A 13,425-nucleotide genomic window follows, 5' to 3' on the forward strand; every position below is an offset into this window, starting at 1 on the left:
CGTGATTTACCGTAACTCACAATCAGGGAATCTTGCTAACTGGTAAACTGGTTGACGAATATGGCGTATGGCGGGTATAGGCGGGGCAATAAAAAAGGCCCGGGCAGTGAACCGGGCCTTAGCAGATTTATTTTTAATACCAGGAGGGCTTGCCTGCATCCTTTCCGGGCTTTCTGATTCCTAAACTCTTCCGGCGTTATTGCGGGATGGTCGACGATGCCTTACCGGCTAATCCTGCTTTAGTTTTTCAGGGAAGCCATGTCAATTACAAACCTGTAATGTACATCTCCTTTAAGAAGACGGTCATAGGCTTCATTGATCTGTTGGATGTTGATCATTTCGATATCGGAAGTGATATTATGCTCGCCGCAGAAATCCAGCATTTCCTGGGTTTCTTTGATGCTTCCGATAGTAGATCCTGCGAAGTTCACCCTTCCAGGGATCAGGGCGAAAGCCGCTACAGGAAGCGGGTGCTCAGGCGCGCCTACCAGTGCCAGGGTACCGTCTACGCGAAGCAGGGCCAGGTAAGCATTGATATCATGTTCTGCTGATACGCAGTCCAGGACGAAATCCAGCTTTTTGCGGTATTGCTTCATCTGGGCGCGGTCGGTAGACAGCACTACTTCGTCGGCGCCTAAACGTTTTGCATCTTCAAATTTTGAAGGAGAAGTGGTGAACACTACTACATGCGCACCCATTGCCTTCGCGAATTTAATACCCATATGGCCCAGACCTCCGATACCCACAATACCTACTTTTTTGCCAGGTCCTACCTGCCAGTGGCGGAGGGGCGACCAGGTAGTGATGCCGGCGCATAATAGCGGCGCAGTGGCAGCCAGGTCGAGGTTGGCCGGTACATGGAGTACATAATTTTCATCTACCACAACACGCTCTGAATAACCTCCGTAAGTTTGTCCGCCCAGGTGTTTATCGGGCGAGTTGTAGGTCAGCGTATTTCCCGGTTCGCAGTATTGCTCCAGTCCCTGTTGGCAATACTCGCATTCCCTGCAGGAATCTACCATGCAGCCAACGGCAGCCAGGTCGCCTACTTTGAATTTGCTAACGTGATCGCCTACCCTTGTTACCCTTCCAACAATTTCGTGTCCCGGAACTACAGGGTAAACAGATCCATGCCATTCGTTCCTGGCTGTATGCAGGTCGGAGTGGCATACACCGCAATAGAGGATCTCGATCTCCACATCGTGGGGGGTTGGAGTCCTCCTTTCGATGGTAAGTTGATCCAGCGGCTTATCTGCAGCGGTAGTTCCGAATGCTTTAGTGTTAACTGTGCTCATTTTAGTTGTTTATTTTAGATTAAGGGAGATGGCTTTTTCAGGCCGAATGCCAGACTATAACATTATTCCATACCATTCGGTTGTATGAGGGCATAAAAGGACTTTGTTGTACCGGGTGCAAATTTAGGGGTATGACGGCGCCAGGGCTAATGCAATTCAAACCATTATCTAAATAAATCAAACATTTTCTGTACGGTAGGCGGTAGGCGCTTTTCCCGTCAGTTTTTTGAAATAGGTGTTGAAATGAGTAGGGTATTCAAATCCCAGCGCGTAGGCGATCTCGGTTATACTCCAGTCGGTATGCTCCAGCAACGATTTGGCCTCGGTAACAATCCTTTCCGCAATGTGAAGGGACGTAGGCTTGCCCGTAATCTCCTTCACCGACCGGTTCAGGTGATTCACATGTACAGCCAGGACGTCTGCAAAATCGTGAGGGGTTTTGATGGTGAGTTGTCGTTGGCTGTCTACCGGGAACTGTCTTTCCAGCAGCTCCATAAACAGGGAGGCGATCCTGGCAGATGCGTTTTTCTGTTTGAAATACCCCTCGCTGGGGTGCATTTTCAGCGCTTCATGGATGATCAGGTTTATACAGTTGCGCATCAGTTCTTCTTTGAAAATATAGTCGGAATCCTGCTCCCCGATCATCTTCCTGAAAATACCTGCTATATAGTCGCGCTGTTCTCCTGAAAGGTTAAAAATAGGCGTTCCGCCGATCCTGAATAGAGGGGATTGCTGCAGGCTCTCCGAACTGATGCCGGTTTTAAGGAATTGCTCTGTGAACAGGATGCTGTAACCGGCCTGATCGGTTGACACCACTTCCCACGAATAGGGAATATGCGGGGTGCCAAAAAACAGGTTGTTGCCATTGATCTCGATACCCCTGTCGGCATATTCTATCAGGTGCCGGCCGCTGACCAGGCAAATCTTATAAAAATCTTTTCTACTATAATCTTTGGCAGTATTGGTGTGTATCTCGTAAACCAGGTAGCCCTGAGAAGGGATGTTCCCGGCTTTCTGAACAGGTTTTTCCCTCTTGTAATTCATTCGCATGATTTGATTAAGCAATGTTGCTATTTAAATGTGGTTTTTGAAGAGATTTTGAAGTTATTAAAACCCTGCCGGGGGGAAACAGTTCCGCCGGCGGGGTTTTAATAGCAATTTATCCCTGATGCGGTAATATCGTTGCTTTGATGATATATAAATGTCAAATTAACAATTTATATTTATTATATTGTTGCAGGATAGTCTGAACTGGTCTGTCAGGATGAAAAAAAGCCTTTACCCACGTTGCCGGGGAATGAATAACAAGCCCGATCCCGGAGGGCGCAAACGGACAGGTGTTCTGATAACTATGAATAAATAAGGGAGGTCGAATAAGTCGCTAATGAATCAATTTCTATTTAAACAGGATAATGGAAACGAATTGATGTTGTTCCCGCATATTCTGGAAATGGGAGTGAGGAAGAATCTTTCCGTGCAGTTGAATGCCTTTCCGGAAATAGTGGCAACCCGGTTCTGTGTTTATTATGTTATTGATGGGAAGTTTGACTGGCAGGTTGCCGGGCGGCGATCTATTATCCTGCCTAAAGATGCAGTATATGTAATGCCCGGTGAAAAGATCGGTGGGGTGAATGGGACCCTGGATGTGGGTACGGTGGCATGGATACATTTAGACATTGATTGCCTGTTAGATAAAGGAAGGACCCAGGGAAAGTGGAGCGGGTTTTCGGAAAGCGAGGCGCTGACCATCGAGCATATATTCAGGATGCACCGGGCGGCGCATCTTCCTATTTTAAATGAAGTAAGCAGGATATTCCAGGACATTTATACAGAACTGCAACAGCGGGAAGTGGGCTATGCCAGTATGGTGAACCAATTGCTCGACGAACTGATCATCGTGCTTGTCAGGCAACTGACCCGCCAGAGCGCCTCCAGCAGGGATTTTCCAAAGAAATTCCTGCAATTGGAACAAATGCTGAGACAGAATTTAGCGCACCAGTGGACAGTGGAAGAAATGGCTGCCAGCGTAGGCATGGGAACTACTTCATTCACAGAGCGGGTAAGGAGTTATTCCGGTTTTTCCCCGCTTTCCTATCTCATCAATCTGCGGGTTACCGAAGCAACCAGGTTATTGAAACAACCTGACCTGAATGTTACCGATATCGCTTTAGATACCGGTTTCTATTCATCACAGCATTTTTCAACAACATTTAAAAAACTCACCGGCTATACGCCCAGGGAGTTCAGGAAAAAAAATTTATACCTTTAATACAGTAGTATATGGATTGTTTCATAAGCATAGAATTAGGTACAAATGCTGTAAGAGTATATGCGTTTGATACAAATGGAGCAATAGTCGGTTTTAACAGGGGTGCATACACTACTTTTCATCCCGCGGCCGATTACAGTGAACAGGACCCTGAGCAGATCTTTATTACTATGCTGTTTGTTTTAAAGAACCTGGTAAGCGAGATAAAGAGTACTGGTAAATACCAGATCGTTTCCCTGTGTTTCAGCGCTTCCATGCATAGTTTGCTGGCGGTTGACAGGAACGGCGTTCCGTTGGGCAATGCTATCACCTGGGCCGATAACCGCGGCAAGCAGGAAACAAAACGGTTGCGTACAAAAGCCCTCGCCAGGAAGCTGTATGAAGCTACCGGTACCCCGATCCACCCTATGTCGCCCCTCCTGAAAATTCTTTGGCTGAAAAGCAACCAACAGGAAAAGTTTGAAAAAACTTCCATGTTCCTCTCTATCAAAAGTTATATTATCATGCAGCTGACCGGGCGCTATGTTATAGACCTGAGCCTCGCTTCCGCCACCGGTTTGCTGAATATTCACCATTTCGGCTGGGAACAGGAGGCGTTGGATTATGCCGGTATAACTCCCACACAGTTACCGGATATAGTTCCTATCTCTGACAGTTCCTGCAAGCTGAAAAGACAGTACCAGGTTTCGCTGGGAATAGGGCCTGAAACCAAGATAATTGCCGGGTCGAGCGATGGATGCTTCGCTTCCCTGGGCGGCGGAATCATGGAAGAAGGCCGGGCGACTATCACTATTGAAGACAGTGCAGCCATGCGGATCATAGGCCGGAAGGTATTGCAGGACGAAGGCTGCAGGATGTTTAATTATATTCTTGATGAACACTATTATATCTCCGGTGGTCCTTCGAATAACGGCAGCGTGGTATTTGAATGGTTTAGCAGGCAGTTTGCCAATTATACAGACAGCTACAGCGATGAAATGGTAATGCGCGACCTGTTATTAATGGCCGAACAGGTAGATGCCGGCGCAGACGGACTGCTCTTTTTGCCGTACCTGTTGGGGGAAAGGGCGCCTATCTGGAACCCCAGCGCCAGGGGCGTATATTTTGGCGCCAATATCAACCATGATCGCCGGCATTTTATCAGGGCTACCATAGAAGGAATACTGTTTGAAATGTACAGTATCGGGAAATTATTGCTGCAACACCGGGATATCAGCCAGATCACGGTGAACGGTAGTTTTGTAACTGCCCCGCTGATCAGCCGCCTGCTGGCCGATATTTTCAATATTCCTATGAGCGTAAACCAGCATGTAAGCGCTGTTAGCACCGGGGCCTTTTTACTAAGCGCCAAGGAATTTGGTATATACCGTTCCCTGGAAGAAGCGGCAAAATCTATCACCCTTCATGCCCCCGTGCATCCCGATCCGGCTAATCATGCTATTTATGCTAAATACCATCAATTGTTTGAAAAACTGACAGATAAGCTCAGCCCGGAATTTGAACTCCTGGATGAATTAACATTGTTGTCAGATAAACACTAATTTCTAAATTTTTACACCGGTAGATTTTATACTTTTTAACGACAGTAATTTACTTTCTTTACAGTATGATCTTTTAAAAGCCAACACGCCGACGAATAATTTTCAACCAGTTATTTAGTTGCAGCAACGAAAGGAGAAGAAAGAACTGTTGGTACTGTTTTATGCAATAAGAACCGATTTCTAACTATGCATATTTTCCACGGAAAATCGCTCAGGGCGGGATTCCATGTGAGCCTGTAATAAATTCAGGCTCACATTGGATGAATGTTTTTCTTGAACAGCAATGTTTGTGGCTCCCGGACTTGAAAACGAAAAGAACACGATTATGAAAACATCTTCCGGCAACGGGTTTATACAACAGTTAAAATCTTTTATACTTCACAACGATTACCAATGGCCAAGCGCCTGAAAATAAATTAAGTCCGGTTCCTGCAACAGGAAGGACCAAGATTTCCTCAGATCCCTGGTATGGTACTGAGTGATACTTAATATCGTGGAAATAGGGGAGATGCTTTCCAGCGTCTCCTTCTCTATTAAATCTAAAAACAACGATCCATGAAATATATTTTCCTCTTTTTACTGGCTATTACCACTAACCTGGCAGTTCGTTCACAATCCACGCCTCAGCCGGCGCCGGAAGGATTTGATGCTTACCGGCAAAACATTCCGCATGGCACAATAGATACTGTGAGCTACGACTCAAAAACAGTAGGCGCAACCCGCAGGGCTATTATTTACCTGCCGCCGGGGTATGATCCGCAGCAGAAATATCCTGTTCTGTACCTGTTACATGGAATAGGGGGAGATGAGAAAGAATGGCTGAATGGAGGGCAACCGCAGGTGATCCTGGACAACCTGTATGCACAGAAAAAGATCAAGCCTATGATCGTAGTAATGCCAAACGGAAGGGCAATGAAAGATGACAGGGCTACCGGAAATATTATGGCGCCGGACAAAGTACAGGCATTTGCCACTTTCGAAAAAGACCTGCTGGATGATCTTATTCCTTTCATCGAAAAGAAATTTCCTGCTTTATCAAACCGCGAAAGCAGGGCTATTGCAGGGCTGTCGATGGGCGGAGGCCAATCCCTGAACTTCGGCCTTGGCAACCTGGATACCTTTGCCTGGGTAGGCGCTTTCTCGGCTGCGCCCAATACCAAGGCGCCCGAACAGCTCATTCCTGATCCCGCTGCCGTTAAAAGTAAACTGAAACTCCTGTTTATTTCCTGCGGCAATGAAGACCGGTTGATCAGCTTCAGCAAAAGGACGCATGATTACCTGGTAGAAAAAGATATCCCTCACATTTATTTTACTGAGCCGGGCAACCACGACTTTAAAGTATGGAAAAACGGGCTTTACATGTATTCGCAGTTATTATTCAGGTAAACCGGCCAACAGAACAGCATTTGATCTATGAGAAGCATACTGACCGTTGTTATTCTATTTTGTTCGATATTCAAAATCAGCGCCCAATCAGCACATAATCCCATTATTTACGCCGATGTGCCCGATCTCTCTATGATCCGGGTAGACAGCGTTTATTATATGAGCAGTACTACCATGCATATGAGTCCGGGTTTGCCTATTATGAGATCTACGGACCTGGTCAACTGGCAGTTGCTTGGCTATGTGTACGATACCCTGGCCGATGTGGACGCGCTCAATTTAAAGAACGGGAAGAATGCCTATGGGCAAGGGTCCTGGGCCAGCAGTCTGCGTTACGAAAACAATACCTTCTACGCAACAACTTTCTCCGGTACTACGGGTAAAACATATATCTATACAACAAAAGATATTGAGAAAGGGGACTGGGAACGGCACGACTTCCGCCCCTTATTGCATGATCACAGTTTATTCTTTGATAACGGGAAAGCCTATATGGTATATGGCAGCGGGAAGATCCGGATAACGGAGTTGAAGCCTGATCTTAGTGGCATACAGCCGGGAGGGCTTGACCAGGTGATCATTGAAAACGCGGGTTTGCCGGCGGGCGGGAATGTCGGTTTGCCTGCTGAAGGCTCCCAGTTATTCAAAATTGACGGCGCCTATTTTCTCTTCAATATCTGCTGGCCTAAAGGCGGAATGCGTACGGTAGTGATCCATAAGGCCGACAAACTTACGGGCCCTTATACCGGCAGGGTTGCCTTGCAGGACAAAGGTGTGGCGCAGGGAGGTTTGATCAATACACCGCAAGGTAATTGGTGGGCCTACCTGTTTAAAGACCAGGGCGCGGTAGGAAGAGTACCATACCTGGTGCCTGTTCAGTGGAAGGATGGCTGGCCTGTGTTAGGCGTCAACGGGCGGGTTCCGGATTCGCTTGAGCTCCCGGCTAGTAAAGGGTATATTCCCGGCCTTGTTGCATCCGACGAGTTTAATGAAAAACAATTGCCGCTGGTATGGCAGTGGAACCACAATCCAGATAACAAAAGCTGGTCGTTAACCCGGCGCAAGGGATACCTGAGGTTAACTACATCGCATATCGCCACATCGCCGCTGGATGCCCGGAACACGCTCACGCAGCGGACAATAGGACCCGAATGCTCCGCCATTACATCTGTTGATCTCTCAGGCATGAAAGAAGGAGATGTTGCCGGTTTGCTTCTGCTGCAGAAAAATTTCGGATGGGCGGGTATTCGGATGCTTGAGGGTAAAAAATACCTGGTAATGGAAACCGCGGTATCGGGAGAGCAACAGCGGTTGCCCCTCTCCAAAAACAAACTTTACCTGAAAGCCAGCTGCGATTTTCGCCAGGATAAAGGGAGTTTCTATTATAGTTTCGACGGCGAAAAGTGGAGCCAGCTAGGTGACTCGTTCAAGCTGGTTTATACGCTCCCTCACTTCATGGGCTATAGGTTTGGGTTGTTTAATTATGCTGCTAAAACAACGGGCGGGTATGCCGATTTTGATTTTTTCCATATAGAGGATCATCAATAGAGATCAGGCATATTTTTTTAAACGCCCGTCCCCGATGTTGCTGTTCCTGTGCTCCAGGCCCCAGGAGATCATGGCATCCAGGATGTTTTGTATTTTCCGCCCGGAAGCAGTTAACATATATTCAACCATTTCGTTGTTTGTATTCCTGGAAATAATACCATTGGCTTCAAGGTCTTTCAACTCTTTCGACAGCATTCGCGGATTGATGCGGGGAATGCTTTTTTCTATTTCTGTATAACGTTTGGCGCCGGAGAGCAATACGCCAATTACAGGAAGTTTCCACTTCCCGGTGAATACGTTCATAACATCGGTAATGGCCAGCATATATTCCCGGGGACAGGTATCCGGCGATATCCTGGCGTTGGTCCATTGATCAAAAGGCGCCTGCATAGTAATTCATTTGCAACTATACCGGAGTATAGCAGTTCAATATTTGAAGTGAAGGTAGCATAGTTTCGCAGAAAATTATGATACTACTATGTCTGGTAAACAAATCTTCAACATTTTTTTGTGGGTACTGCAAGGATTACTGGCGGTATTATTTTTATCGGCGGGCGCTATGAAACTGTTCCAGCCGGTTGCACAGCAGGCGGCTATGTATCCCTGGACCGGCGAAGTGCCGCGGCTACTGCTCACCATTATGGGCCTGGTCGATCTCCTGGGAGGTATCGGGATCATCCTGCCCGCCATTCTTAAAATCAAACCGTGGCTGACAGTATGGGCAGCGGCAGGCATTGTTTTGCTGATGTTATCGGCAATTGTATTTCATATCAGCAGGCATGAGGCGCAGGTGACAGGTTTTAATATAACGGTTGCATTGCTTGCAGGAATTGTTGCATGGGGAAGACGTAAACGGCCGCTGCAAAGCTAATCAGGCTCAGGTTTTTGGCCGCCCAATTTTAATCTCGTTTTGTGTTTTTTTTGTTGAATTTTTTCTCGGTTGTTTGTTGACCATTTTTGTATTGTTAGCCTTCCTGCCATTTTCTGTATTCTGGCATAATTGTTCGGAGCTGTTTTTAGCCATTGAAAGACCTATTACTGCACTGTGAAACCTTCAGTTCGTATAGCCTTTCAGTTTGTTAAATACTGTGATCTATGCAAAAAGAAAATGTAATGAGCCGCAGGAAGGCGCTCGGCGGCATTGGCGCAGGCCTTGCATCTGCCGTACTGCCATTTCCTGTACAGTCGCTGGGCCAGGCCGCCAGCGCATCTCCTTCACTGGAAGATCCTGTTTCCAAATATCCGAAGCCGCCGTTCGAGCGCCAGTCGCAGCCCTGGCCGGGTTTGGCAGGCAAAATGAACCCAAGGCCGGATCATGGAGAAAAAAGTTATAAAGGCAGTAACCGGCTCAAAGGCCGCAAAGCCCTGATCACGGGCGGCGATTCCGGGATGGGAAGAGCCGCCGCAATTGCTTATGCACGCGAAGGTGCAGACGTAGTGATCAACTATTATCCAACAGAAGAGCCGGATGCACAGGAAGTAATTTCCCTGCTGAAAAAAGAAGGGCATAAGATCGTTGGCATACCGGGCGACCTCAGAGAGGAATCGTTTTGTACCGACCTCGTTGCAAAAGCAGTACAGGCCCTGGGCGGATTGGATATCGTGGTAAATAACGCGGCAAGGCAACAAACCCGGCAGTCGATCGCCGACCTTACCACGGAAGATTTTGACGCCACGATGAAAACCAACATCTACGCGCCTTTCTGGATAATCAAAGCAGCGCTTCCTCACCTGCAGCCGGGATCGGCTATCATTGCCACTACTTCCGAACAGGCATATGATCCGTCGCCGGACCTGTATGATTATGCGCAAACAAAAGCGGCAACCATGAACTATGTTAAATCCCTCGCCAAGCAACTGGGACCAAAAGGTATCAGGGTGAATGGCGTGGCGCCTGGCCCCATCTGGACGCCGTTGCAGGTAAGCGGAGGAGCAACGCAGGAGAAGCTGACACAGTTTGGGAAACAGACGCCGTTTGGCCGTCCGGGCCAGCCAGCGGAACTGGCTTCCATTTATGTACAGCTCGCGGCAAATGATGCCAGCTATGCAAACGGCCAGATATATGGCGCATCCGGAGGGGCAGGACAACCGTAATTTGATATTATCACTCACCGGCTGCCTTTATCGCAGATTGCGCATGCATACAAGATCTTTCAGAAGAAGGAAGAAGATTGCGTAAAGGTGGTATTGGACCCATGGAGTTGAGTTATTTATTGAACCTTAAAACCTGATCAGTATGTCGACTTTAAAATATGCACTTATCACGGGCGCTACCAGTGGTATTGGCTACGAGTTGGCCAAACTCTTTGCCATTGATGGTTACAGCCTGGTGCTGGTTGCACGTTACCAGGAAGAACTGGATACGGCGGTGCAAACCCTGGGCACTTTGGGAGCGCCGAAGATCATGACGCTGGCTAAAGACCTTTTTGATACCCAGGAAGCTTACGAAGTATATGACGAAGTGAAGGCGGCAGGCATCGAAATTGACGTCCTGGTAAATGATGCAGGACAGGGTCAGTATGGAGAGTTTATTGAAACTGACCTGGAACGCGAATTAGCGATCATTGATCTGAATATCAGCAGCCTGGTGATATTGACAAAACGGTTTTTGATAGATATGGTAAACAGGGGAGAAGGTAAGATACTGAACGTTTCCAGCATTGCTGGAAAAATGCCGGGGCCATTACAGGCTGTGTATCATGGCACCAAGGCATTTGTACATTCATTTTCGGAAGCGATCCGCAATGAAGTGAAAGACAAGGGAGTTACAGTTACTTCCCTGTTACCCGGCCCAACGGAAACCGACTTCTTTAACAAGGCGGATATGAATGAATCTAAAATTGTTAAAGAAGGAAGCCTGGCATCCGCAGAAGTAGTAGCCAGGGATGGTTACGATGCGTTGATGGCCGGGAAAGACAAAGTGGTTTCAGGCATGAAAAACAAGCTGCAGGTAGCTATGAGTAATGTTACGCCTGATGAACAGGTAGCGCAAATGATGCATAATCAACAGAAACCATCGGACGAGTAGGCTTGCTAATAGTGCCGGGCTTTACATCGTGGAAGTTACAGTTGCTCAATTTTTGAGATGCCTTCCTGGTGTTGGGCCTGGCCTATTTTTTTGTTGTATCCCGGGTACGGTGAATACCCGGGTTTAATCGTTATTTTGGTTCAGGTACAAATAGCAATTGCATTTGCAGACTGTCTGTACCCAGTACGCCCGTGAAGCGGAAATTTTTATTGCCGGCCCGTTCCAGCGTTCCTTCGAATTGCGTTTTAAAACCCGCCGGGTATCGCCACTGTACCTGTATATGCCCGCTCTTTTCGTCGAAATAGTAAGTGCCGATATACCTGTTGTTGTAATGATTGAACTCAAGTACAAAGTCATCCTGCCAGTCCATGTATACAGTGGTGAGCAGGCTGTCTGTTTGCCGTTTTACCTGCATGGGTTCCCCGTTTATCCTTAGTTGTTCTACCTTGTACTTGCCGGTAAGTTCGGGGTGCAGGTCGGGGTACCGGTATGTAGCCAGCAACAGCAACGGTATTGTCACAACCAATGCGCCTAATAACCACTGCAAACGCTTGCCGGCGTTCAGCGGCAGCGTATCGGGGCTGCGGAAGAAGAAGCTGATCAAACCAGGTAGGTATTGTACGAGGAGGAATAAAAGGCCGGACGTCAATACCAGTGCGTGTATTAATACCCATGTATGCAGGCGATAGAAAATATCGATGAGGATAATGTTTACCATTATAGGAAAGATCACTATTAGTCCCAATAACCGTGTTCGCCGGAACAACAGCAATATGGAGCCGGAGATCTGGGCAATGGCTATGGCTACAGTAAAGGGGTAGGAACGCCTGAAATACGCCCAGGTAAGGGTTTCACCATCCAGGCTGTTAAACGGCATGTCGAGCATCCCCAGAACGACTGCCATTTGCAATTTGCAGATCTTCTGCCAGCCGAAAGAGTAGAGGTCAAATGCCAGCAGGTAAAGGATCATGGCATTAAAGAAGGCACGGGTACGATCGGGCGATCTGAAATATCCGATACAACCGGCAACAAGACTTCCGGGCAACATCAAAAATGATATTCCCCATGTTACATAAGGAGGCAAATAGCTGCCCGCATACCTGGCGAGCATCCTGTAAACTATAAGCGTTGCCATCAGGCCGGCGATGGCGGATGCCATAACAATAGGACCAAACTTCAGTTTTTTCATAATATTGCTTTTACAGCAATACTAGCCAGGAGTCATCGTTTCAATGCCCGTTTGTATCCAGTCGCACCACTACTTTGCGAAATTCTCCCGGCGTCTGGCCTGTTAATTTTTTGAAGGAAGTATTAAATGCCGTTTTGGAGTTGAAGCCAGCTTCAAATCCAATTGCCAGTATGCTTAAATGTTGATGGGTGACAGACGACAGCAGTTCCTTTGCTTTGGCTACCCGGTATTGATTGATGTATTGATAGAAGTTTTTTTCCAGGCCGGCGTTCAATAAATAAGAAAGTTCATGAACGCTTATCTCCAGGTGTTCAGCCAGTCCCGGGAGGGTTAGATCAGGGTCTGTATAAGGTGCCTGCTCTTTCATCAGCGCCTCAAGTTTTGCTTTATAACTGGTTAGCTGTTTATCGTTTAACCTTGGAACGGTGACAGGTATTTGTTGTATGTTTCGTTGCCGGACCAGGAGAAAAGTGGCCATACCGGCGCCCAGCAGATACAGGACGCTGTTAATGCCGTAATTGGTTATTGGCCCGATCCAGGGACTGGACAAATAAACTGCGATCATTACCCCCACTGTTATCATCAGCTGTTTTAACCAGGTGGATCTGTATTGACTGGCAAGTACTATTCGGAAACCTGCGATCCAATACAGCGCCAGCTGCAGTTTTATGCCTATCATCACCAGTAGCCCGGCCTGTCTTGGCAGATACCTGCTTAATCCCGCCAACAGCACGATAAAGATCAACGCGGGGATAAAATGCAGGAAATGTTTCCGGTTAACGACGGTTGTTGGTTGGGTGAAATGCAGAATAGAAAAGTATAAAGCCGGCGCCATGGCAAACCGCGTAGTTTCCAGCAGGGGGATCAATAACGGGTATTGATCGCGCAGCGGGGATCTTTCCGCCACGAACGAAAGCATAGCGAAGCCTGCGAACAGGAAGAAGATGCCCATCCAGCGGTTAGCAAGGCTATGGATATTGATCGCATTGCTCACCAGGATAAAGGAGAGTAAGAAAAGGCTTCCGCATGTAAGATAAGCTAATAGCAAAGCAAATTTTAGAAGAAGATGCAATAAGGGTGGAAATCCATATCCTTTCTCTCTTACTTTTTTACTTGATAATTTTATCCCTTTATTTTGTCTTTCTATCTATTCAATAATTTTATTGAAT

Annotated in this window: 12 protein-coding genes; 7 read left to right on the forward strand and 5 right to left on the reverse strand. The window is 47.2% G+C overall.

Annotated elements, in window-relative coordinates; translation table 11 throughout:
• Window positions 1-239: 239 nt before the first annotated feature.
• Window positions 240-1,295, reverse strand: coding sequence for an NAD(P)-dependent alcohol dehydrogenase (locus BLV62_RS06070; RefSeq protein ID WP_089759721.1), 1,056 nt, complete (start codon window positions 1,293-1,295; stop codon window positions 240-242).
• A 177-nt stretch (window positions 1,296-1,472) separates the two neighbouring features.
• Window positions 1,473-2,339 carry a helix-turn-helix domain-containing protein gene (locus BLV62_RS06075; RefSeq protein WP_089759723.1) on the reverse strand — a complete coding sequence of 289 codons (867 nt, stop codon included), beginning with the start codon at window positions 2,337-2,339 and terminating at the stop codon, window positions 1,473-1,475.
• Window positions 2,340-2,679: 340 nt separating this feature from the next.
• On the opposite strand from BLV62_RS06075, the gene BLV62_RS06080 reads away from it, so the two are divergent.
• From BLV62_RS06080 to BLV62_RS06095, 4 genes are all read left to right on the forward strand, one after another.
• Window positions 2,680-3,564: a helix-turn-helix domain-containing protein gene (locus tag BLV62_RS06080; RefSeq protein ID WP_089759725.1), complete on the forward strand. Its 885-nt coding sequence runs from the start codon at window positions 2,680-2,682 to the stop codon at window positions 3,562-3,564.
• Between the two features lie 11 nt (window positions 3,565-3,575).
• On the forward strand, window positions 3,576-5,105 hold the full coding sequence (locus BLV62_RS06085; protein WP_089759726.1) for a gluconokinase: 1,530 nt from the start codon (window positions 3,576-3,578) through the stop codon (window positions 5,103-5,105).
• Window positions 5,106-5,660: 555 nt separating this feature from the next.
• Window positions 5,661-6,491: an alpha/beta hydrolase gene (locus tag BLV62_RS06090; protein ID WP_089759727.1), complete on the forward strand. Its 831-nt coding sequence runs from the start codon at window positions 5,661-5,663 to the stop codon at window positions 6,489-6,491.
• Window positions 6,492-6,518: 27 nt separating this feature from the next.
• Complete coding sequence (locus BLV62_RS06095; RefSeq protein ID WP_089759728.1) at window positions 6,519-8,039, forward strand: glycoside hydrolase family 43 protein; 1,521 nt, start codon at window positions 6,519-6,521, stop codon at window positions 8,037-8,039.
• A gap of 3 nt (window positions 8,040-8,042) precedes the next feature.
• Here the strand turns inward: BLV62_RS06095 and BLV62_RS06100 are convergent, their stop codons facing one another.
• A complete protein-coding gene (locus BLV62_RS06100) occupies window positions 8,043-8,429 on the reverse strand; it encodes a winged helix-turn-helix transcriptional regulator (RefSeq protein WP_089759731.1) in 387 nt (128 codons plus the stop codon).
• A gap of 88 nt (window positions 8,430-8,517) precedes the next feature.
• On the opposite strand from BLV62_RS06100, the gene BLV62_RS06105 reads away from it, so the two are divergent.
• The 3 genes from BLV62_RS06105 (at window position 8,518) to BLV62_RS06115 (ending at window position 11,067) form a co-directional block, all read left to right on the forward strand.
• Window positions 8,518-8,910, forward strand: coding sequence for a DoxX family protein (locus BLV62_RS06105; protein ID WP_089759732.1), 393 nt, complete (start codon window positions 8,518-8,520; stop codon window positions 8,908-8,910).
• A 224-nt stretch (window positions 8,911-9,134) separates the two neighbouring features.
• On the forward strand, window positions 9,135-10,133 hold the full coding sequence (locus BLV62_RS06110) for an SDR family oxidoreductase (RefSeq protein ID WP_089759734.1): 999 nt from the start codon (window positions 9,135-9,137) through the stop codon (window positions 10,131-10,133).
• Between the two features lie 142 nt (window positions 10,134-10,275).
• The gene (locus BLV62_RS06115) at window positions 10,276-11,067 is read left to right on the forward strand and encodes an SDR family NAD(P)-dependent oxidoreductase (protein ID WP_089759735.1); all 792 of its coding nucleotides are present in this window, start codon (window positions 10,276-10,278) and stop codon (window positions 11,065-11,067) included.
• 130 nt (window positions 11,068-11,197) lie between these two features.
• On the opposite strand, the gene BLV62_RS06120 is transcribed toward BLV62_RS06115, so the two are convergent.
• Both BLV62_RS06120 and BLV62_RS06125 read right to left on the reverse strand, forming a co-directional pair.
• The gene (locus BLV62_RS06120; RefSeq protein WP_089759737.1) at window positions 11,198-12,256 is read right to left on the reverse strand and encodes a hypothetical protein; all 1,059 of its coding nucleotides are present in this window, start codon (window positions 12,254-12,256) and stop codon (window positions 11,198-11,200) included.
• 40 nt (window positions 12,257-12,296) lie between these two features.
• A complete protein-coding gene (locus BLV62_RS06125; protein WP_139169958.1) occupies window positions 12,297-13,304 on the reverse strand; it encodes a helix-turn-helix domain-containing protein in 1,008 nt (335 codons plus the stop codon).
• Window positions 13,305-13,425 lie beyond the last annotated feature (121 nt).

This window comes from Chitinophaga terrae (ex Kim and Jung 2007) (assembly GCF_900107795.1).
GTDB classification, from domain to species: Bacteria; Bacteroidota; Bacteroidia; order Chitinophagales; family Chitinophagaceae; genus Chitinophaga; species Chitinophaga terrae.